This is a genomic window from Picosynechococcus sp. NKBG15041c, from assembly GCF_055380235.1.
Window position 1 is genome coordinate 234483 of record NZ_AP040363.1, and the last position, 22587, is coordinate 257069.

20 protein-coding genes and 1 tRNA gene are annotated in these 22587 nt (G+C 51.2%); 14 read left to right on the forward strand and 7 right to left on the reverse strand.

Translation table 11 applies throughout. From position 1 onward, the window contains the following. The first annotated feature begins 27 nt into the window (after positions 1-27). From ACZ45B_RS01135 to ACZ45B_RS01145, 3 genes are read left to right on the forward strand one after another with little or no spacing between them, the layout of a single operon-like run. Positions 28-1542, forward strand: coding sequence for a peptidoglycan-binding protein (locus ACZ45B_RS01135; protein WP_158505978.1), 1515 nt, complete (start codon positions 28-30; stop codon positions 1540-1542). Beyond that, the gene (map, locus tag ACZ45B_RS01140) at positions 1539-2381 is read left to right on the forward strand and encodes a type I methionyl aminopeptidase (protein WP_024545335.1); all 843 of its coding nucleotides are present in this window, start codon (positions 1539-1541) and stop codon (positions 2379-2381) included. Before ACZ45B_RS01135 ends, map begins: the two co-directional genes overlap by 4 nt. Positions 2382-2441: 60 nt before the next feature. Further along, positions 2442-3773: a DUF3370 domain-containing protein gene (locus ACZ45B_RS01145; protein WP_024545334.1), complete on the forward strand. Its 1332-nt coding sequence runs from the start codon at positions 2442-2444 to the stop codon at positions 3771-3773. 1 nt (position 3774) lies between these two features. On the opposite strand, the gene ACZ45B_RS01150 is transcribed toward ACZ45B_RS01145, so the two are convergent. From ACZ45B_RS01150 to ACZ45B_RS01175, 6 genes are all read right to left on the reverse strand, one after another. Further along, the gene (locus ACZ45B_RS01150) at positions 3775-4269 is read right to left on the reverse strand and encodes an SLOG cluster 4 domain-containing protein (protein WP_024545333.1); all 495 of its coding nucleotides are present in this window, start codon (positions 4267-4269) and stop codon (positions 3775-3777) included. Beyond that, positions 4269-4862, reverse strand: a complete 594-nt coding sequence (gene recR, locus ACZ45B_RS01155) for a recombination mediator RecR (protein WP_051352905.1) — start codon at positions 4860-4862, stop codon at positions 4269-4271. The genes ACZ45B_RS01150 and recR overlap by 1 nt, the downstream gene beginning before the upstream one ends. Positions 4863-4928: 66 nt before the next feature. Next, positions 4929-6659, reverse strand: coding sequence for a diflavin flavoprotein (locus ACZ45B_RS01160; RefSeq protein WP_024545331.1), 1731 nt, complete (start codon positions 6657-6659; stop codon positions 4929-4931). 107 nt (positions 6660-6766) lie between these two features. Continuing rightward, positions 6767-7888: a nicotinate mononucleotide-dependent phosphoribosyltransferase CobT gene (cobT, locus tag ACZ45B_RS01165; RefSeq protein WP_024545330.1), complete on the reverse strand. Its 1122-nt coding sequence runs from the start codon at positions 7886-7888 to the stop codon at positions 6767-6769. A gap of 144 nt (positions 7889-8032) precedes the next feature. After that, positions 8033-8209, reverse strand: a complete 177-nt coding sequence (gene rpsU, locus ACZ45B_RS01170; protein WP_012307353.1) for a 30S ribosomal protein S21 — start codon at positions 8207-8209, stop codon at positions 8033-8035. Positions 8210-8553: 344 nt separating this feature from the next. Beyond that, positions 8554-9810: an MgtC/SapB family protein gene (locus tag ACZ45B_RS01175; protein ID WP_024545329.1), complete on the reverse strand. Its 1257-nt coding sequence runs from the start codon at positions 9808-9810 to the stop codon at positions 8554-8556. A 72-nt stretch (positions 9811-9882) separates the two neighbouring features. Here ACZ45B_RS01175 and ACZ45B_RS01180 point away from each other — a divergent pair, with 72 nt between their 5' ends. The 4 genes from ACZ45B_RS01180 (at position 9883) to ACZ45B_RS01195 (ending at position 14921) form a co-directional block, all read left to right on the forward strand. Next, on the forward strand, positions 9883-10599 hold the full coding sequence (locus tag ACZ45B_RS01180; protein WP_236612421.1) for a J domain-containing protein: 717 nt from the start codon (positions 9883-9885) through the stop codon (positions 10597-10599). Positions 10600-10632: 33 nt separating this feature from the next. After that, the gene (recJ, locus tag ACZ45B_RS01185) at positions 10633-12936 is read left to right on the forward strand and encodes a single-stranded-DNA-specific exonuclease RecJ (RefSeq protein ID WP_024545327.1); all 2304 of its coding nucleotides are present in this window, start codon (positions 10633-10635) and stop codon (positions 12934-12936) included. Positions 12937-13036: 100 nt separating this feature from the next. Continuing rightward, positions 13037-13675: a cofactor assembly of complex C subunit B gene (locus ACZ45B_RS01190; RefSeq protein WP_024545326.1), complete on the forward strand. Its 639-nt coding sequence runs from the start codon at positions 13037-13039 to the stop codon at positions 13673-13675. Positions 13676-14261: 586 nt separating this feature from the next. After that, on the forward strand, positions 14262-14921 hold the full coding sequence (locus ACZ45B_RS01195) for an ABC transporter ATP-binding protein (protein WP_024545325.1): 660 nt from the start codon (positions 14262-14264) through the stop codon (positions 14919-14921). Here the strand turns inward: ACZ45B_RS01195 and bioD are convergent. Next, a complete protein-coding gene (gene bioD / locus ACZ45B_RS01200; RefSeq protein WP_029681722.1) occupies positions 14875-15588 on the reverse strand; it encodes a dethiobiotin synthase in 714 nt (237 codons plus the stop codon). The genes ACZ45B_RS01195 and bioD overlap by 47 nt on opposite strands. A gap of 282 nt (positions 15589-15870) precedes the next feature. On the opposite strand from bioD, the gene ACZ45B_RS01205 reads away from it, so the two are divergent. The 7 genes from ACZ45B_RS01205 to ACZ45B_RS01235 all read left to right on the forward strand — a co-directional run bounded on the left by ACZ45B_RS01205 (position 15871) and on the right by ACZ45B_RS01235 (position 22583). After that, on the forward strand, positions 15871-16863 hold the full coding sequence (locus ACZ45B_RS01205; RefSeq protein WP_024545323.1) for a ribose-phosphate pyrophosphokinase: 993 nt from the start codon (positions 15871-15873) through the stop codon (positions 16861-16863). 95 nt (positions 16864-16958) lie between these two features. Beyond that, complete coding sequence (locus tag ACZ45B_RS01210; protein WP_464674891.1) at positions 16959-18347, forward strand: TldD/PmbA family protein; 1389 nt, start codon at positions 16959-16961, stop codon at positions 18345-18347. A 31-nt stretch (positions 18348-18378) separates the two neighbouring features. Then, on the forward strand, positions 18379-19116 hold the full coding sequence (locus ACZ45B_RS01215; protein ID WP_024545322.1) for a DUF3153 domain-containing protein: 738 nt from the start codon (positions 18379-18381) through the stop codon (positions 19114-19116). 51 nt (positions 19117-19167) lie between these two features. Then, a complete protein-coding gene (locus ACZ45B_RS01220) occupies positions 19168-19962 on the forward strand; it encodes an ABC transporter ATP-binding protein (RefSeq protein ID WP_024545321.1) in 795 nt (264 codons plus the stop codon). 57 nt (positions 19963-20019) lie between these two features. Then, positions 20020-21255, forward strand: a complete 1236-nt coding sequence (locus ACZ45B_RS01225; protein WP_024545320.1) for an MlaD family protein — start codon at positions 20020-20022, stop codon at positions 21253-21255. Positions 21256-21351: 96 nt separating this feature from the next. Then, positions 21352-21433: transfer RNA gene (locus tag ACZ45B_RS01230), tRNA-Leu, on the forward strand. A 157-nt stretch (positions 21434-21590) separates the two neighbouring features. Then, positions 21591-22583: a metal ABC transporter substrate-binding protein gene (locus ACZ45B_RS01235; protein ID WP_024545319.1), complete on the forward strand. Its 993-nt coding sequence runs from the start codon at positions 21591-21593 to the stop codon at positions 22581-22583. Positions 22584-22587 lie beyond the last annotated feature (4 nt).

Sequence of the window (22587 nt, forward strand, 5' to 3'; positions counted from 1 at the left end):
GAAGGCGATCGCCCCCCCCATCATAGTATGTCTAACCGCTGTGAGTCTGAAGTTCCGGTCTGTGAGCGCCCTCGTCTGAAGCGGGCCCGTCTCCCCCAGCCCGAAGGCCCAGAACAAGAGGCGGTGTCTTATCTCCAAGCCTTCTTAAAAACAGCGGGATTTTTGCCCCGTTCAGCAGCGATTAACGGTATTTTCAATCGTCCGACAGAGGCGGCCTTACGGTCTTTCCAGCAGGCGAACAAGCTGGCAAAAACCGGTATCGTAGACCATCACACTTGGCAAAGCATTGAGCGCTATCGGCAGCTTTTTTTGACCCCAGTGGGAACAGCCGAGCACCCACCGCAACATCCAGCATCCAAGGCGATCGCCCCGGCAGCTATTTCCCCCAAAGAGTCTTTTCCTTCAGTGGTTCAGCGCCATCAAGAGAAAGTCCTCCTGCGTCGGGGGGCTGGGTTTGAAATTTCGCCCCAACAGCAAGCGGTATATTACTTACAAAAATTGCTCCAACGGGGTTTATTTTTGCCAGAAAATGCCAAGCTAGACGGAAAATTCGGGCGTCAAACAGAAAATGGCGTGAAGTTTTTTCAGGTGCGCCAAAAGCTCGTTGCCGACGGTATTGTCGGGCCATCCACCTGGGAAGCTTTAGAAAATTTTGTCCATTACCAGGAGGCGATCACCCATCGATATATAACCCTCCAGGACCCCCAGGACGGGGCATTTCAGCCCCAGCAGCACCGCTATCCGAGGTTGAGACGGGGAGACGGTATAACAACACCCCAGCTCCAAGGACCCGTCCGCCAGCTTCAAACCCATCTCCAAAAAATTGATCCCCCCTCTCCCCTCACCGTGGATGGTCAATTCGGATTATTGACGGAACAGATGGTCAAACGCTTCCAGACTTTGCGGGGGCTCACCGTAGATGGGATTGTCGGGAGTCAGACTTGGATGACGCTACTAGACCATTGGGTGGAAGTCTATCCCCCCCTACGGCCCCTAGTGGCCCATGGCGATCGCCTAGTGCAATATCTCGCCCAAGACTCCCTCCAGGATGCTGCCCGCCAAACCGTTCCTATCCTTCTGGAAACCTGTCAGCACTGTGGCATTGATGAGCCGGCCCAGGTGGCCTATATACTCGCCACCGCCTACTATGAAGGGGCATTTGGCAAAGCTCTCTTTGAGCTGCATCCCAGTAGCCACCGGGAAGGGCGTCATGATCTGGGCAATATTCAACCAGGGGACGGCCTGCGTTACCAAGGCCGGGGCTTTGTAAAAATTGTTGGGCGGTTAAATTACACCCGTTGGGGCGATCGCCTGGGGGTGAATCTCTTAGATCATCCAGGCTTCGCGGCCGAACCGAAACTCGCTGCTATAATCTTGATTCTGGGGATGCGAGATGGCTCCTTTACGGGGCATAAATTAGACGATTATCTCAAAGGCGATCGCCAAGATTTTTACCAAGCCCGCCGCATTGTCGCTGATCTTGATTCCCAAGCCGAGGCGATCACCCAATCTGCCGTTGATTTCCTAAAGGTGTTCCATTGAGACGAATTTTTAACCTCCTTACCCCCCCAGCGCCCAAAGAACAGATCGGCCTACCCAACCGTCGAAAAAAAAGCAAAATTAAGATCAAAACCGCCGCTGAAATTGAGATCATGCGCCAATCGTCGCGGATTGTGGCTACGGTCCTCAAAGAAATTAGTGAGCTGCTCAAGCCCGGCATGACCACCCTCGAAGTAGACACCTACGCCGAACAGCGAATCAGAGAGATGGGGGCAACACCGAGTTTTAAGGGCTATTACGGCTTTACCGGCTCTATTTGTATTTCGATCAATGATGAAGTGGTCCATGGCATTCCCCGGGCAGACAAGCGCATTCACCAAGGGGACATCGTCAAAGTCGACACGGGTGCTTTTTTCAAGGGTTACCACGGCGATTCTTGCATTACGGTGGGGGTCGGTAAAAAAATCAAACCTGCGGCCCTACGTCTGATGCAAGCGGCCGAGGAAGCCCTCTACAAAGGCATTGACCAGGTAAAAGCAGGTAATAGTCTCCTTGATATTGCTGGGGCCGTCGAAGATCACGTGCAGAGCTATGGCTACCATGTGGTGGAAGATTTTACGGGCCATGGGGTGGGCGCCGAACTTCATGAAGAACCATCGGTGTTTAACTTCCGCACCCGCGATCTGCCCAATGTGGTCTTGGAAGCGGGCATGGTCTTGGCGATCGAGCCGATTGTCAATGCAAAAACCAAGGAAACAATCACCCTCGATGATAAATGGACGGTGATCACCCCCGATAAGTCTCTGTCAGCTCAGTTTGAACATACGGTGCTGGTCACGGAAACGGGCTATGAGATCTTGACGGACCGCAATTTGGTGTAGGGAATCCCAAAAACCCAAAAAACTCAATACAATGGGCTGCATCGTGTGTGGAATGTCGCTATGTTTTTCCTTCCTTTCTTTGTGGCCCAGGCCCAAGCGCCGGAACCTGTTGAAATCGTCCGTCCCCAGGAAGTGCGGGTATTACCAGGACAACTAGACTCAACCCCAGTCTTTAATAGCAACAGCCCAGAAAAGGTGCTAGGAGAAGGTATTCTGCTGTCGACTTTTCCACCTGCGGGGAAAACTAATCCTGAGGCCCATCTGGATTTCGCTTTTTCGGGCCGCTTTGATCTGTTTGCCCACCATGTGGCTGAAGGCTCCCCGGAAGATCTGCGGGATTTGCACATCGGGGCGATCGCCTACAATCCGGGGGATGAGCCAGTTACTTTGTATTTCCACCACGGCGCGAGCTACTTGAGCCAACCGGATGCCCCTTTTGTCACCCTTGAGGCCCAAGTCCCGAATCCGAGGGGAACAGTCTATGCGGGGCCTGGTAGCCGGGTGATGGATGACTTACTGCGTCGTCGTCTCCAGGATATTTTCCCCAAGCAACTGACGATCGCCCCCCAGAGCTATGAAATGATTTTTGATCTGCCGATTCCGGTGAAAGAGTTGACACCGCCCCTCAACGGCCGCTCCACATATCTGGAACTCACGAGCACTGGGCCACTCCACATCGCGAGTTTGGCGCTATTTGAAAAGGATGATGCCGAAGGCAACCTGCGTCCCCCCACCTTCGAAGAATGGCAAGCCCTCGTGGAAACAGGTGACTTGTCTACCCCACGCGATCGCGTTCCTAGTGTGCCTGGAGAGCCCGGGGCCCTGATCTATGGTCGGGTAGCCGGGGTTTCTGAAGGTGGCACCTGGCGTACCCAGATTTACGATACTCCCACCTGGGATCTGACCATTCCCGCGTCAGGGGAAACGTTTTCCTATGGTATTAGTACCCTCGTTGGCGGTAGCCATGGTACGGGGCAAATCCAAACAGCAGAAATGCTGCGACGCTACCCAGACACCGCCTATGCCGCCCATGGAAACTATGGGGTGTTTTATGATTTAACGTTGCCCCTCCATAATCCGACGGAGCAGAACCAGACCGTCACCATTGCCCTCGAAACCCCCATTAAGCAGGAAGCCACCAACGAAGCCCTCAGATTTTTTGATCCTTTGCCGACGGCGACCTTTTTCCGGGGGCCGGTGCGGGTCAACTACCGTGATGATCAAGGCCGTCTGCGCACTGACTATTTTCACCTGGTCCAGCGACGGGGTCAGATGGGAGATTCCCTCGTTACCCTAGAAATGCCCCCAGGCGATCGCCGCTTGATTAATGTCCAACTGCGCTATCCCCCCGATGCGACGCCGCCCCAGGTGCTGACGGTAAAAACTCAGTAATTTATCTAGAAATAATCTCTGCCTGAATTTGAGCGATCGCCTCCGTAACTGTCTGGACGCTATGCCACTGACCAGGGGCAATTACTCCGAAAAAAGCGGCAGTTACTGGGGTAGGCTGCCAAAAAATCACGGGCTTGTGCTGCTTGAGGGCGAGAGCAATCTCTGAGGCTGTCCCCAACCCCATACCCACTGCGATGACAACAGTCGCACTGAGGATATTTACATTGTTTCGACCTTGGCCTAGATCCGTACAAATCGAAATATCGACCCCTGGAGCAATTTCCTTATTATCTGGCCCCGGCAAAATTCCCACCGTTAGCCCCCCTGCTCTCTGGGCACCTGCCGTGGCCGCGGCCATCACGCCGCTATTTCGGCCCCCCGTCAGCAGAACCCAGCCCTGCTGGGCGATCGCCTGACCAAGATCGTAGGCGGCGCCCAAATCTTCTGAAGTGGCCCCAGCCCCCGGTCCCATCACGCCGATCATAATTCTGGGCATCAATCCAATTCCCGCCGCCCTTCCAGAGCCCGCGCTAGGGTGACTTCATCGGCATATTCCAAATCGCCACCCATGGGCAGACCAAAGGCAATGCGGGTCACTTTTGTAAACGGTCGTAGCAATTGCGCCAGGTAGAGGGTTGTGGTTTCTCCTTCGACGCTGGGATTAATCGCCAAAATTACTTCCTTGGTTTTTTCGGCACTCACCCGCTGCACTAGGGCTTGAATGGTTAACTGTTCTGGGCCAATGCCATCCATCGGCGAAATCACGCCCCCCAGAACATGGTACCTACCATGATATTCCCGAGTTTTCTCTAGGGCGATCACGTCCTTAGAATCTGCCACCACACAAATCACGTCCTGCTCCCGTTGGGGATTACGGCAGATATCACAGATAGAAGTGGCCGACAGGTGAAAGCATTTTTGACAAACCCCCACCTGCTTTTTGGCGTTCAAGAGGGCTTGGGCAAAAGCTTCCACTTCTTTTTCGGGTCGTTTGAGAATGTGTAACGCAAGGCGCTGGGCACTTTTGGGGCCGATACCCGGCAGACGCTGGAATTGTTCGATCAGGCGGGCGAGGGGGGGCGTATAAATGGCGAGTTCCTCCGGCAGTCAAGACGATTTTTCGAACCTTTATCTTAAAGGGCGATCGCCTCTGGGTTAATAGTGAGTCCCCGATTTCCGGTGATGGATCGCCGTCATGCCGTTGTTTTGTAACACTTTGCCCTTATCGGTAGTGGCATAGATCACCCAGTGGTCGCCGCATTCCAGCCGATTCGCGACGGTGCATTCGAGATAGGCCAAGGCATCGGTCAAAATTTGGCAGCCATTGTCTGCGGTTTCGGTGGCCACCCCCACAAAGCGGTCTTCTCCAGGGGCAAAGGGCTTGAGAAAATGCTTCATCAGCCCCAGGTGATTCCCTTCCTGGAGGACATTGATCACAAAATTTGTCCCTTTATGGAGCAATGATTCGATCGCCCGTTCTTTTGCCACCGCAACCGTAAACCCAGGGGGGGTAAAGGTGGCCTGGGAAACCCAAGATGCCAGCATCGCCCCAGCGAGATTATCCTGTTGGGTCGTGACGATACAGAGGGAGCCCACCAGACGACCCAGGGCCTGTTCGAGGTTGTCTGACTGGGAAGTAGAAGCAACATTTTGTTTGGGCTGGCGCCGTTTGGCGGCTTTTTTGATCGCCTGGGCAAAGTCTGTGCCCGTTTCTTCGCAGGTTTTGAGGGTTACTTCGGTGGGTTTAAATTTAACGCGGATCGGCTCGAAGCCCATCTGGTAGCCGGCATCGCGGAATTTTCCTTCCAGCAGATCGATCGCCTCGCCGCTCCAGCCAAAGGAACCAAACACCCCAGCCAATTTATTTTTATCGGCATTGTTGAGGACAATCCCAAGGGCCGTCTGGATCTGGGTTGGGGCATGGCCCCCAAGAGTGGGAGACCCCATAATAAAGCCACTACAGCGGCCGATCGCCTCTTTGATTTCTGTGGGTTCGGCATGTTCGGCATTAAAGGTTTCTACCATCACCCCAGCTTTGGAAATGCCGTGGGCGATCGCCTGGGCCACCGTTGCGGTGTTGCCATAGGCGGAGGCGTAGATCAGGGCCACGGAGAGGTCATTTTTCTGCTTTTCCACCCAAGCGCGGTAATTATTAAAGAGTTCCTGACGGCTGTAGCGAATCAAGGGGCCGTGGCCAGGGGCATAGATTTTTGCCGGAATTTCTTCAATTTTGCTGAGGCCCGCGAGGGTTTGGCGGATGGAACTGGCCATCACACAGTCGAAATAGTAGCGGCGGTCTTCGTCATAAAACTGCCAGCCTTCGTCAAAAACTTGGTTGCCGCACACATGGGCTCCAAAAAATTTATCCGTGAAAAGAACCCCTTCCTTGGGATCATAGGTGCAGAGGTGCCCGGGGAAACGGGGGGTCGGCGTCGGGATAAATTCCAGCACGTGACCTTTCCCCAAGTCGAGGCGATCGCCACTTTTGACGATTTCGATGTTGGGGGTTTCATCCTTAAGGAGATCCTTGAGGGCGATCGCCGCCGGATTTGAACAGACAAAAGTGACTTGGGGGGCAAGTTTCAGCAGCTCCTTGAGGGTAAAACAACGGTTTGGGTTAGTGTGCCCGAGGATAATGTAATCCAGTTGTTTCAGGTCCGTACGCGTCTGAATTTCTGTTAAGAAGAGTTCGCAGAAGGATTCTCCTGGGGGATCTAGGAGAGCTGTTTTTTCCCCAATGATCAGATAGCTATTTGCCGTGGTTCCCTTTTGTAGGCCGTATTCAATTTCGAATTTGAGGCGGTCCCAGGTGCGCGATCGCAGCAGCAGCAGATCGGGACTAATGAGATAGGGTTGGATATCTCTGGGGAGGGTTGCAGCGGCCATAGACTTCCGGGGATCAAAGTTTGCTTCAGATTTTCAGTATCGCAAACTTCGGCAGGCGATCGCCATTTGGAGACAATGCGTAAAATTTATCATCGCAATTGGTGAAATCAATTCCCCATCTCTCTAACAGCCGCAAGATAGGGAGCAATGGTGTGTTCGATCATCGTTAATAATTCCACCTGGGTCGCACCGTAGGCTACATGGGCAGCGATCGCCAACCCCCCGGCCCCGACTCCCTCTTTAACATAGCCCTGTTCATAGGACTGTAATTGCGAATATTGAGAATCTCGAAAACTCAGTTGCGTGGCCAATAGGGGCACTTCCCCAATTGAATTAGCCAAACCCAGCGTATCACCCGTCGGATCTTCGGCGACCCAACGCGTCGTTCCTACTGCAATATTTGCAGGATTGAAATCAAGCTGATGAAACCCACAAATCCTTTGAATCAAAGCATAAACCGCTAACATTTGAGTTCCCCCCCCAAGCAAAACTCCCTGGGTATGACTTAAGGCGATCGCCATCCCAGCGATAAAAATTTGCATCGGGTCTCCCACTGCCGACACCACGGCAAAAGGATCAGGATTATCGGGCAAATTCGCTTTTCTCAAACCTTGTTGGACGATTTGCCACTTTAAATCATGGTTACATTCGATATGGCTACTATTTACTTTTTGGTGCGCGTCATAACCCAATCCAGTTAAAATTCCCAAGGCCGTCGTTGTCCCTGCCACGACACATTCTCCCAGGACAAATAGATGATTTGTGTATTGCGTCGCTAATTTTTTACCCCAGGCCAAACCCTGTTGAAAAAGATGCTGCACCCTGGAAAATTCGAGGGCCTTACCAGTAGAAACACAATTCGCTTTTTTGCCCCCTAGGTCAATACAATTCACCGCTTTTGGCTCGGGTGGAATCAACAATCCCGTGTCGAATAAATAGTAAGGAATCTGGTATTTCTGCAAAATTGCCCGGGAGAGAATTGCCGGAGAAGCACCGACAATCAACGGTGGCAATGGGTACAGAGCATCTTCCTGAAAGCCATGGCAAACACATTCCCCGTCGGCGATCGCCGTATATTTTCGCGCTTTCGGGGTAGCCCCCGCTGCAGAAATATCAGGAATTAAAGCTGTATCCGTAAAGCCCAGGCCACAGGCGAATACCACTGACTTTCCTTGGTATTTTTCTAGCCAAGCCTGTCCCCGTGCTAACTGCGTATAAACTCGAATCACGTCACCCTTATCCCCGTCATACAATTCATTTGACCTACCTTAACCCATAAAAAAATCAGGAGAACCATATTGATTCTCCCGATTTTGTCTATTTATTTGTGCTGGTTTTGAGCATCAAGATTCCATAACCAAGCCAAAAATGCTTTAACGGAAACGCTTCTTCCGACGGGCAACAGCCTTACGCTTGCGCTTCTCGATGGGGGTTTCAAAGTGACGACGACGCTTGATATCAGCAAAAATACCAGCTTTAGAAACTTGGCGCTTAAACCGACGTAATGCGGATTCAATATTTTCGTTTTGTCCAACAACCACTTGGGTCATAGGGGATCCTCCTTTGGTGATGATGAATATAGGTGAAGTTGAAATGGCTGAGGTGAATGACACAAAATCATTCAATCGAAAAACTTTTGGCAGCTTGCCAGACGTACGATCATAGGATCTTTTGGGCGGGGGATGCAAGGCTTATGGGTCTGAACCTTGACGGTGTTTGCCAAAATTAGCCCTGGAATTTTCACCAAAGCATGCCTGCTTAAAGTGCTGATCGTCATTTAGTTTTTCGCGATAAATCGGCAGTTTCCGCCAATTATTTACTTGGGTCCCTCACACCACCTCCAAAGGGGGTATTCAAATGCTTGTAAATCTTGATGAAAGCGCAAGCTTTTTGCTCAGACTGCTAACAATACCAAAAAACCGGCCACTAAACCACTCAACATTACGCTCCCGCACCAGTAAGCCAGCTTGAGATTGCCGATCGCCCGGGTAAAACCAACTTTGACCAAGGTATTAACGGTAATAGCCAGCCAAACGCCATACATGGCCACGGTGATCGAAAAATCATCCTGGACAGCATTGGCGAGGGATAGACTCACGGCATCCACATCGGCGAGGCCGGAAAGGGCTGAAAGGAGATAAATGCCCTGTTCGCCAAATTCTTCTTTGGCCCAGCGCACGAGCAATGACAGGATCACAAGGAGAGCCGTGTATTGGAGAGCAGAGCCAATTTCGACGGGGTTACTCACGGTGATGGTGGTCAGGTTTTTTGTCTGGGGATCAATTTTCCAGCGGGCGATCGCCACGGCGGCAATGATCGGAATGGCGCCCAAAATAAGGAGGGGAGCGGCGAGTTTGTACGCTAGGGTTTGACTCACAACGGCGATCACCAACAGCAGACGGGGGGCCATAATGCCGTTCGCCAGCACGATGCCAGCGGCGAAGGACAGGGTTTCACTGGGCTGCTGTTTGGCCATGCGGGAAAAAGATACCGTAAGGGCCGTAGAGGAAGCAATTCCGCCAAAAAAGCCAGTCAAAAGGAGGCCCACTTTACTCCCGAGGAGACGGATCGCGAAGTAGCCAATGTAAGAAATCCCGGCAATCAGTAATACCAACCAACCGATCGCCTGGGGATTGAGAGCATTCCAGGGGCCTATGGCTTGGTTCGGCAACAAAGGTAATACCACCACTGCGATCAGCAGCAGTTGTAGGGTCGCAAGTAATTCTTGCCGTTGGAGCCAATTGAGGGTTTTGGTGAGTTCTGGTTTTGCACCGAGGATCCAGGCCACCACCACCGCCACGGCGATCGCCTCCTGGGTAAATCCACTCAGGGCCAACGCACCGAGGCAGAAGGTGGTCAGGAGGGCTAATTCGGTGGTCGTGCCGTAATCTCCAGATTTTTGCGCCGTGAGAACATAAGCCGTAGCAGCCAGTCCCGCAAGGCCCAGGAAGATTCCGACTAAAACACCAAAACCCCAATTTTGCGCCAAGAGTGCAGAAATGCCTCCCAGAAGACCGCTGATAGCAAAATTTCGGAGGCCACTGTCCCCAAAGCCTTCGTCGTCGGCCCGGTTACGCCAGCCCCGTTCGAGACCAATGATTACCCCCAGGGCCAAGGCGATCGCCAGCTGTACGAGGACATTTAAATTCATTGCCAAATTTTTTTCTATTTTTCTCACTATACCGGGAGCTCTGCCCAGAAAAGTAAGGTCAATTCCGTTAGCATGGCTAATGATGCCCCTTTGTTATGCGGCAGTCTTTCGGCCATGGCCACCATTGATCATTACCAAACCCTCGGTATTTCATCTAGGGCGACCCAACAAGAAATCAAACAGGCCTACCGCCGTTTAGCGAAGGAATTTCACCCAGATACCTGCGATAAAGGTCAGGTAGAAAATGGCGATCGCATCGTGGCCCTCAACCACGCCTATGAAGTATTGGGAGATGTCCAACAGCGGCAACAATATGACCGCAGCCGCGATGTGGCAAATTATCGGGGGATCCGATCAGCCCAGGGAACAACGGTTAAACCTCAAAGCACCATCGAAACAGATCTAGAAGTCTGGCTCCAGAAAATTTATCAGCCCCTACACCAGGCTATTACAAACATTATCAATCCCCTTGAAGCCCAAATTGATGAACTGGCCGCAGATCCTTTTGATGATGAATTGATGGCGGCCTTTCAAGGCTATTTAGAGGAATGCCAAATTGCCCTAGATTACGCCCAAAATTTGTTCCGCTCAGTGCCTAATCCTGCTACCGTCGCTCGCTCGGCCCGGGATCTGTACTACTGTCTCAATCATTTAGGAGACGGTTTGGAGCAGTTTGAATGGTTTACCCTCAACTACAGCGAGGATTATCTCCACACAGGTCAGGAAATGTTCCGCCGCGCTGACCAGTTTTCTGGGCAGGCCCACGAGGCGATCGCCCAACTGCGTTAGATAAACAAAACCTCTCAATCCTTAATACGCGCCATGGTTGAAGTGAATTGGCAAATTGTAGCAACATCTAAAGTCCCAGAATCTTTTAGCCGACTGGTGAAAAGTCTGACCCATGGTAAAGGCGATCGCCATCTGGCCCAACTGCTCTGGCAAAGAGGGTTTCGCGACGAAGCACAATTGCCCGGTTTCCTCGATCCAGCTGCCTATGAACCTACCTCCCCCTTTGCCTTTGGCCAAGAAATGAAATGGGCGATCCAACGGCTCATGCAAGCTCGGAACCAGGGAGAAAGGGTCGCTATTTGGGGAGATTTTGATGCCGATGGGGTGACGGCAACCAGTGTTCTCTGGGAAGGTCTAGGACAATTTTTTGAGCGCGAACAGCAGCTCTGCTACCACATTCCCAATCGCTTAACGGAATCCCATGGGTTAAACCAGGCTGGCATCGATCGCCTGAAAGATTGGGGCGCAACCCTAATCGTGACCTGCGACACCGGTAGCTCTGATGTTGCGGAAATTGCCTATGCCAAGACTCTCGGCATCGAATTCATTGTCACCGACCACCATACCCTGCCCGAAACAAGGCCCGATGTGGTGGCGATTATTAACCCCCGTTATTTTGCGGAAACTCACCCGCTCTATCATCTTTCTGGTGTTGCAGTCGCCTATAAGCTTGTGGAAGCGCTCTATGAAACGCTGCCAGAGATTCCCCAACAGCCTCTACATCACTTACTTGACCTGGTCGCTATTGGTCTTATTGCCGATTTGGTGGCCCTGAAAGGCGATTGTCGCTACCTAGCCCAGCGGGGTATCCAAGAACTCCATAAACAGAGCGACTTGGCCACCGTGGTTCACCCGGGGATTAAAGCGCTCCTTGATGCTTGTCGCAAAACAGGCGATCGCCCTACGGATATTTCCTTTGGCATTGGCCCCCGCATCAATGCTGTGAGTCGCATTTATGGGGATGCGAGCTTTTGCGTAGAACTGCTCACCAGTCGTCATACTGGCCGGTGTGGCTATCTCGCCCAACAAACAGAACTCGCCAATGCCCGCCGCAAAGAATTACAACGCAAAGTGCAGCACCAAGCCCAAACCGAAGCTGACAAACTAGACTTGTCCACCACTGGCGTTTTGGTTTTGGCCCATCCCCAGTGGCAGGGGGGTGTTTTGGGTTTAGTTGCCAGTCACATTGCCCAGATGTTTGGCCGTCCAGCCATTCTTTTAACCTATGACCGCGACCAAGACCTCTGGAAAGGTTCGGCCCGGTCAGTCCAGGGGATTGATTTGTATGAACTGGTCCAGGACCAAAGCCACTTGCTCCATCGCTTCGGGGGGCATCCCTTTGCGGCGGGCTTGAGTTTACGGCCCGAAAACTTAGAGCTTTTTAAAATGGCGATCAATCAACAGGCGCGACAAAAATTGGGCTCCAGGCTCACCCAACGGCAGGGCAATATTTCCGTTGATCTTGTGGTGACTGTTGAGGTGCTTGGGGAAGCCCTTTTTCAATCCCTAGATTGCCTCGAACCCTTTGGTATGGGCAATCCTAAACCCCGGCTTTTGGTTAAAAATTGTGGTTTAGAGGTGCGTAATTGCCGTAAGCTTTTTGATAAATTGAATCGCCCACTTAATGCTTGGAAAACGGAATTTATTTTGTGGGACGACACGGGGGAAATTCCAGGGCTTTTTTGGGGCCGACCCGATGATCTTCTGCAGGGCCCAGGGCTAGATGTCGTGCTCGAATTAGAACAGCGGCTGGGCTCAGAGCAATGCTACGTGGTTAATCCTGTGGCGATCGCCTCAACCACTGAAATTGCACTTGCGCAACAGTCAGAACATTTAATTGACCTCCGGCAACAATCTGATCCCCCCGCCGACAATTTAGATTATCTCTCTCAGACTGCTTGTCCGGTCACCTGGCAGGATCTTTATCAGCCCTATCAGCGGGCGATCGCCCTCCAAAAACCCTTAGCTCTCTGCTACTCCCTGGGTGACTTCCGCCGCCCAGAAGCATTGTTTAAACATTTAATTGGCCTTGCCAAATATCACACAGAACATCATCAAAAGGTGGCATTTTCTCGCCTCCAGGAAAAATTAGCGTGCGGCGATCGTCCCCTAAAACTAGGATTAATCGCCCTTGAAACTGTCGGCTTTAGGGCGACAATTGAAGCCGGATTAGTGCATTTTGAAGTCAGCAAAGCCACGAATTCTCCCGCTGCCTTTGAACAGTTCGTCCAGGCGATTCTTGAAGAGCAGTTTCAGCAGCAATATTTTATGACGGCGCCCCTCAGCATCATCCAAGCAACCCTCCAGAAGGCGCCAGAGCTCCCCAGCCTTTCTTAAAATAAGTCCTACATTGATGGACTTTGGGCTAGCCGAATAGCTTACATTGACTTTCCTTCAGAAATTCAGGAAGCTGAAAGGGCGCTCTTTTAGATTTACCATGGCAGACTCAAAGCAAAATTCACTCCGCTATCTCCCCCTTACCGTTGGTGTAATTGGGGGGACAATGTTAATGGCCAATCGCCTTTTGACCCCCATCTTGAGTGAATCCCAGGCGCGGTCTGACGTAGTAGGGGTAATTCTCAGTGCTGTTTTGATTTTAGTAACTTTACTATGGGAACAAATTCAACCGCGAACCCCCGAGGCGGTGATACTTGAGGGCACAGAACAATTTGAACTAACAGCCGACTTGCCAGAGACGATTCGCACAGAATTAGCCTGGGCTTCCCATCTATTGCTCACCAACACCGTCACTAAATCTTTGGTGCTGTATTACAACGACCAAATCATCCTACGGCGGGGGGTCTTTGGGGAGAAAAAAGCATTTAATCTCGGGGCGATCGCCAAACGAGTGCTCGAAACCCAAAAGGCAGTCTATTTGGTGACCTTAAAGGTATACCCAGGCCGTGTAGAATTCGATTACTTACCAGAAAATACCCAGGGCATTATTTGTCAGCCCGTTGGCAGCAAAGGTCTCCTTGTTTTAGGGACAAATATTCCCCGTAGCTACACCAAACAGGATGAAAATTGGGTGGCGGCCTTAGCTGAAAAGTTAGCGATTACGTTAGAAAATACCTGAAAAAATCTATTTTAAGCTAACAGTAATTGAACAATCATTAGCTTGGTTTTATAAAAAATCAAAGCGCAGATTAAGGGTGTACAAAACAAAACCACCCAGAACCTAATTTCCTAAAACTTTCCATCCTCATCATTTAGACTATCCGGAGACCTTGGCTGAGTACCTTTTCTTCTGCCTGACGTGACAGATCCATTCAGCTAAGTTGCTCCCTGCTCTACAGGTGGTTGGAAGTGCGGATTTCGTGCTTGAGTGGTTTCGTTTTGTTCAACGAGACAGATATGCAAAGAAACAGCTGGTTTACTCTCCTTAACTAACTTTACTTGACTCAGACAGTGGCTGTTTTATCTGCCAGGGAAGTTAAGTTCCACCTAACTTCAATTTCTAATTTAACAGGATTTCCTGACCTAAACAATTGACTTCAATGAAAGTTTATTTGGAAATTAGCATGAGCTTTCTTCTTTATGAAGAAAAGTAAAAATCCTCCTTTGTTACTAAGGTTGATGAGCCATAAGCTCTGCCAAGGAATACTAAACGGCAGTGGTGGCCTGTGGTACGTTTAGGGCAGTGATTTTCCTAGATTGGCAGCATGCTCTACATCCATAATTTGGACTACCATCCCACGGCCACCCCGGAACCAATTTTGCAGCGAGTAAATCTCCAGCTTGCTCCCCAAGAAATGGGGATGATCGTCGGACCGAGCGGTTCAGGAAAAACGACTTTATTAGAGATTCTGGCAGGTCTTGCCCAACAGACTCAAGGAGAAATCCGTTGGCGAGACCAGGTTTTGAGCAATCTTCATCTGCAAGAATTAGCAGGCCTTGTGTTCCAATTTCCGGAACGTCACTTTTGCGCTTCGACGGTCATTGATGAAGTGCGTTTTGGCCACCCGGAGCTGCGCCTCGAACAAATTCGTGATGCCCTGGCGGAGGTGGGTCTGGAAAATATCGATCTCAAGGCTTCTCCCCACGCCCTCAGTGGTGGCCAGCAGCGGCGGTTGTCCTTGGCGGTGCAATTAATCCGTCAGCCGAACCTGTTGATGTTGGATGAACCGACAGCGGGCCTAGATTGGTCGATGCGATCGCAACTGGCAAAATTGCTCGCCAAGCTGAAGCAACATTGGACACTACTCATCGTCACCCATGATCCCCACGAATTGGAGGCGATCGCCGACCGCTGTTGGCGCATTGACCAAGGGCGAATTACGGTAACGAAAGCGCCTGGGGTTGCAAATACTGGGGTGGAATAAGCTTCTCTAGATGCCAATTGGCGGCGATTTTCGCTAGGGCTGACCCATCCAATAGATTCTCCACATGGGGCATGATTCCCACCACCGGCACTTGGGTAAATTGTTGCAGCATTGTCGGTGGTGTCAAATCAGCAATTGCATCAAAGGCATCAGGAGTACCGCAGCTTAAAATAATCCCCTGCAAATTTACCTTACGCTCCCGGGCCAAACTCACCTGGGCGATCGCCTGACCAATGGAACCCAATTTTACGGGGACGACCAATACCGTCGGCAGTTTCCATTGCCCCACCAAGTCCGCCACCGTTAACTCATCGGTGATTGGCGATCCCAAACTACCGAGGGATTCGGCAATCACGAAATCTTGAGCATCACTCAACTCCAGCAAAGCCCGCCAAACAACTCCCAAATCAATGGCTTTCCCTTCTAGGGCAGCGGCAATCGGAGGCGCCACCGGGGTCTCATACTCTAAGGGCACCTTTAAAACTGTTCTCTCGTCACAGAATTTTTCGTACCATTGGCGATCGCCGACGCCCGTTTGCAGAAGTTTAATGACTCCCAGGCGAGAAAACGGGAGAAAATAACGCCAATAGGCAATCAGTGCTGAGCTAACCACTGTTTTTCCGACTTCTGTATCCGTTCCCGCGATTAACAAGCAATTTTGCAGCATAGAAAAATTTCAAATTGAATTTAGAGGTTTATTGAGTACAATAGACCCTGAAGATCAGCATCTTCTTTAATAATTTTTTTATCTTCTATTAACCCTATATCCTCTGCGGCGGCGATGATGGCCCCCTGTTCCCACAACCCCTATCCAGCTTACTTCCTGGGACATTTTAAGTAATTGTACTCTGACAACTCCCATCATCGAAACGACCAAAAGGAGGATTATGGCCCCTGCACTGATCCCTTGGATGTCCTTTATCAAACCGAAAGAGAGGTTTATTCTGCCGTGAGCCACTCCGCCACCCTCGCCTTGCAATCTGTTCTCCAAACCCCCACCGATAGCAACCGCCTCCGGATTTTTTCTGGATCCGCAAATCTTCCCCTTGCCAACGAAGTTGCCCGGTATCTTGGAATGGATTTGGGCCCCATGATCCGGAAACAATTTGCCGATGGCGAAATGTACATCCAGGTTCAGGAATCAATTCGTGGTTGCGATGTCTACTTGATCCAACCCTCCTGTCGCCCAGTCAACGATCACCTGATGGAGTTGTTGATTATGGTCGATGCCTGCCGTCGCGCCTCGGCCCGGCAAATTACCGCCGTGATCCCCTACTATGGCTACGCCCGTGCCGACCGTAAAACTGCAGGCCGTGAATCGATTACGGCAAAACTGGCAGCAAACCTAGTGACCAAAGCCGGGGCAAACCGTGTTTTGGCAATGGATCTCCATTCGGCGCAAATCCAGGGCTACTTTGACATTCCCTGCGACCATGTGTACGGCTCCCCGGTCATTATCGATTATCTCCTGAGCAAAAACCTAGAAGATATTGTGGTCGTTTCCCCAGATGTGGGAGGTGTTGCCCGGGCTAGAGCGTTTGCGAAAAAGCTCGACGATGCCCCCCTTGCCATCATTGACAAGCGTCGCCAGGCCCATAATGTGGCAGAGGTGATGAATGTAATCGGGGAAGTACATGGGAAAACAGCAATTCTCGTGGACGATATGATCGATACGGCGGGAACCCTCCAGGAAGGGGCAAGACTCCTGAAGAAAGAAGGGGCGAAGGCAGTTTATGCCTGTGCAACCCACCCAGTTTTTTCTGGGCCAGCGGTGGAAAGACTTTCCAGCGGCCTCTTTGAAGAAGTGATTGTCACCAATACCATCCCTGTACCCCATGATCGCCAGTTTAAAGAGCTCACGGTTTTGACTGTGGCCAATCTTTTGGGTGAGACTATTTGGCGCATCCATGAGGAAAGCTCGGTGAGCAGTATGTTCCGCTAAAGGGAATATTGCCAAAAACTAAATTACAAAACTCAAGGACTAAATTGATCTTTTTGGGAGGGTGCGAGACTGCCCCTCCTTTTTTGTTGTCGGTCTTGCCCAAGACCGAGGCGATCGCCCACCGGTTGCCCGGGAGAATCTTCTACAATGGGGACGGTCTTTATTCTCAAAATTCTCAGAAATTTATGGTAGTTGAGCAAATCCTAGATCTCGCCAAGCAAAAAGGTATCGAAGCGGAGGTGTACTACCGCAACAGCCGCGATACTCCCATCGATTTTGAGAATAATCGCCTCAAATCCTTAGAAACAAAGGCGAGCCAAGGGGTTGCCCTACGGGTGGTAGTAGAGGGCAAGCTAGGCTTTGCCAGTGCCACAGATTTAACGCGCCTGGAGGATGTGGTAGATGCGGCGATCGCCACGGCGGAAATCGGTGATCCCGTAGATTTTGAATTTGCCAAGGATTTCCAAGGGGTTGTGCCTGAAAGTGAATATGTACTGCCAGAAACCGCGAAATTAGTCGAAATTGGCGAAACCCTAATCGAAAAAGTACGGGCCTATAACGATGAAATTCTCGTCAGTGCAGGCTTTCATATCCGCTCTGGGCAAACCAAACTGGCGACCACCGGTGGCGTCTACGGCGAGCGCAACAGCAAAATAGTCAGCGCTAGCCTCGGGGGTAACCTCGTCCAGGGGGAAGATTTTCTGAATGCTTATGGTTACGACGTGGCCAAAGATGGGGAGCCCGATTACGACCAAATTCTCGCCACCGTCATCGAAAAATATACCAACGCCGAAAAAGCGGCCCAAATTTCTAGCGGTCAATATCCCGTGCTTTTTACCCCCAGGGCGGCTCTGAGTGCCATTGGTGGCCTGTTTGATACGATCCTCTCTGGCCAAGTGGTCGTGCAAAAAGCCTCGCCCCTCGCCGGGAAAATCGGGGAACAGCTGTTTGGCGATCGCCTGACCATTTACGAAGACCCGACCATTGGGGTTTCGGCCTGTCCCTTTGACGATGAAGGTACACCCACCCAAAAAAAAACCTTTATCCAAAACGGGATCGTCCAACAATTTTACTGGGATCGTCAGTGGGCGGCCCGGGGTAATGCCGAGGCCCAAGGCAATGGTTTTCGGGGTGGCCTTTCTCGCCCCAGTCCCGACATGGTGAATTTCTGCATGAATCCCGGCCACACCCCTTTAGCAGAACTCATTAAGAATATGAAAGAAGGAGTGATCGTCGATCAGGTCTTAGGCGCAGGTCAATCCAACCAATTGGCCGGGGAATTTTCTGTGAACCTCGACCTGGGTTATAAAGTGGAAAATGGCGAGATTGTCGGCCGCCTGAAAAATACGATGGTGGCAGGGAGTATCTTTGAAGCCTTTGCTGATTTGATAGATTTTAGTGACACCTGTGAATGGGTGGGCGGTAGCGCCTATCTCCCCGCAATCCTGTTTGGCAAGTTGGGCGTTGCGTCCCGGTCGGTTTAAAATCTCCTTACTGCCCCCTGACTGCGAAGCCATGATGCCTGTGAAATCTTTGATCCGCTTGCTGAGTCTCTGTTGTGTTTGTGCCCTCTGCCTGGTTGGTTGTGTGGACTATGATGTGGAGATCGCCTTCGACCACCAGCACCATGGGGAAATTCATCAGCATCTACGGTTGGGGGATGAATTTACCAACTTCAACCAACAGGAAGCCAAACACTGGCTTCGTAGTCTCGAAAAGCGAGCGAAGGATCTCCATGGGGCAACCCAACGCGTTTCTTCACAGGAACTCGATGTGCGGATTCCGTTTAACAATGGGGCGGATCTCGTCAGCAAGTTCAATGATTTTTTTAATCCAGAGGGGCAAAATCTCCAGGCTACGGATCTCGATTTAGTACAACTCAAATCGGCGATCGCCCTTGAGCAAAAAAATTGGCTCTTGTTTGAACGGAACCGGGCCACCCTAGATGTGGATTTACGTGCGCTGGGGGTGCTTTCCCAACGGGGCAGCCTGATGCTCAGCCCGGGTTCCCTCTTGGATTTGGACATCGGTTTGAAAACGCCCCTAGGGGCGAGGGTGGTCAATCGTGATGCAGCCCCATCCCCCGTCACGCGCAACGAGGGTGATCGCCTGATTTGGACTTTACAACCGGGGCAGTTAAATCATTTAGAGGTGGCTTTTTGGGTTCCCAGTTGGGTTGGCCTCGGCACTGCAGGGATTATCGGTTTATTATTTCTGGGCTATTACCTAAAATATCGCCGTTTGCCGGTGTAATTACTGATTTGGCGCTATCGTTAAACCAGTTGTCTCTATCTCCTGTCGCCTATGGTTGCCGCCCAAGCCGAACCTTTGATCGAACTCCGAGGAATCTCTAAAGCCTTTGGGTCGAATGTGATCCTCGATAACATTGACCTCAGCATCTATCGGGGGGAAGCCCTGGTGATCATTGGCCCTTCTGGTACCGGGAAATCGACAATCCTACGAATTATTGCAGGGCTCCTGGCCGCCGATGAGGGGGAAATCTATGTCAATAGCGTCCAACGCCGGGGCCTTATTGAAGATGGCAATGACCCCATTGGCATCAGCATGGTTTTCCAGCAGGCGGCCCTGTTTGATTCTTTGACAGTGGCGGAAAATGTTGGCTTTTTGCTCTATCAGCATTCCCGACTTTCCCACAAAAAAATTCGCGAACTGGTGGAAGAACGTTTGGATATGGTGGGCCTTTCTGGGGTAGGCGATCGCTATCCGGCGCAGTTGTCGGGGGGGATGCGCAAACGGGTGAGCTTTGCCCGGGCGATCATGGCCAATCCCGACAATCCCAAGGACAATCCCGAAATTATTTTGTACGATGAACCCACCGCTGGCCTTGACCCGATCGCCTCAACGGTGATCGAAGATTTGGTGCGTCACCTCCAACATATGCAGGGGGTTTGCGGCACCTATGTGATGGTCAGCCACCAGGACAGTACTATCCGTCGCACCGCTGACCGGGTCATTTTCTTATATGACGGTAAAATTCAATGGACCGGCACAGTACCAGAAATTGATCAAACCGATAATCCCCTGGTGCGCCAATTTTTTGATGCTGCGGTGGAAGGCCCGATCAAAGTCATCGGCTAAAATTGGCCCGTCCCCATACAATAAAACGTAACTTCACCCCATCTACTGACGAATCCTATGCGATCGCGTACCCTCAAAGAAGGCTCCCTTGGCTTATTCATTTTTGCTGGTCTGTCCCTGCTCGGTGTTGTTCTCATCTGGCTAACGGGGGCAACCCTCGGGCGGCGCACCTATTCTGTCACTGTCCGCTTCGAAAATGCCAACGCGATGCAAGAAGGAGCGACAGTCCGCTATCGGGGCCTAGAAGTCGGACGCATCACCGCGGTTGAACCTTCTAGCAATGGTGTGAATATCACTATCGAAATCCAAACGCCTGACTTGGTGATGCCTCGGGATGTGGTGATTGAAGCAAACCAAGGGGGCTTAATTGGCGAGACTTCCATTGAAATTATTCCCCAAAGCCAACTTACGCAAACCCAGATGGCGTTGAGTCCTTTTGCGTCAGACTGTAATGACCAGGGGACGATTCTCTGTGATGGAACAACCCTAGACGGGGTGATTGGGGTCAGCTTTGACCAAGTATTGCGGAACACAGCCCAGTTTAGTGAACTTTATGGGGACCCAGAATTTGTTGAAATTGTGCGTACCTTAGCGACAAACTCCAGTGCGGCAGCGGAACAAATTACCCTCTTAACAGAGGAACTGACACTTCTATCTCGGGAAGTCCGGGGCGAGGTTGATAGCTTTGCGGAAAACACCCAGAAAATTACCGATGCGACAGTCACGACCTCTGGCCAACTCAATCGCACCCTCACCGAGGTCAATGCCTTGACGGGGAATTTTAACAGCCTGGTGGTAGAAAATCGCCAAGCCCTGGTAGGAACCCTCAATAGCATCGGCCGCACCAGTGACCAGATGCAACAGACCTTAGTTGCGGTGAATACAACCCTAAATTCAGTCAACCAGGGCCTTACGGCCACCGACACCCAAGAACTATTGGATAACTTGGCTGTACTAACAACGAATGCCGCGATCGCCTCTGAAAATCTCAAAGATGTGTCCACGGCGTTAAACGACCCAACCAATATCCTGACGCTCCAAAAAACCTTGGATGCGGCACGCGTCACCTTTGAAAATACTCAGAAAATTACCGCCGACTTGGATGAGCTAACCGGAGACCCCCAGTTCCGGAAAAATTTAATCGATCTCATTAATGGATTGAGTCAATTGGTTTCGTCGACGGAACAACTCCAACAGCAAGTGCAGGTGGCCAGCCGTGTTGAACAAGGTCAACCGCTTGCCGATTCTCCGCGACAGATATCATTGCGCACCAATCCTCGAGATGCACTTTAAGGCCCGAACCTGGGGACAATACGCTTGGAAATTTTTTTCCCAAAAGATCTTGGCGATCGCCTAATGAGTATGTTATATTCGTTCAAGTCAAAACGAGCGGATGTGGTGGAATTGGTAGACACGCACGCTTGAGGGGCGTGTGGAGCGATCCTTGCGAGTTCGAGTCTCGCCATCCGCATAATAAGCAAAAGAAAAAACCTTCCCAAACCTCAGGGGGAGGTTTTTTTGTGTCAAAAATTGATTATTACTGGAAATCAGCGCGGAGGATTTCTCAGATCCTGAAAAATATGAAAAGAAAATGATAGGATAAGGCCAGTGCTTTTCATAATTGTTTCATGATTCGAGCAATGTTCCAGCGCGATCGCCTGATTCTTTTCAGCCTGTGTGGTGGGCTATGGCTTGCGACAGGCTGTACCCAAGAAGCAACGCTGACCCCTATACCAACCGCCGAATCAGGGACTGAGACCGCCCGCCAAACTCAAGAAAGAAAGCGTGTGCTGACAACCTTTAGCGTGTTGGCAGATATGGCCCAAAATGTGGCAGGCGATCGCCTGGTAGTGGAATCCATTACGCGCATTGGCGCAGAAATTCATGGTTATGAGCCAACCCCAAGTGATCTGGTGCGTGCCCAGGATGCTGATTTATTGCTCTACAACGGCATGAACTTAGAGCGCTGGTTTGAACCTTTCTTGGGCAATTTGCGTGATGTCCCAGCTGTGACATTAACTGAGGGCATTACCCCGATTCCGATCGCCGCTGGCCCCTATGCCAATCTGCCGAATCCCCATGCTTGGATGTCGCCACGGAATGCCTTGGTCTATGTGGAAAATATCCGCCAGGCCTTTATTGAACTCGACCCAGAAAATGCCGCTGTCTACACGGCCAATGCCCAGGCCTATAGTGAAAAAATTCAGGCGATCGCCGACCAACTAGAACAAGAGCTTGCCCCCCTGCCCGAAGCCCAGCGGTACCTGGTGACCTGTGAGGGCGCCTTTTCTTATTTAGCCCGGGATTACAACCTGCAAGAAGTCTATCTATGGCCCATCAACGCCGAACAACAATCCACCCCTAGACAAATTCAACAGGTCATTGAAGCAGTGAGAAATAACAATATTCCCGCTGTGTTTTGTGAAAGTACGGTCAACGATACCAGTCAACGGGAAGTGGCCCGCACCACTGGGGCTTTTTTTGGCGGTAATCTCTATGTGGATTCCCTCTCTACCCCCGATGGGCCAGTCCCCACGTTTCTCGACCTCCTCAAATACGATGCCCAGGCGATCGCCAAGGGTTTACTAACCCAAACTAGTGCCCCAGACCCAAACCCTTAATCTC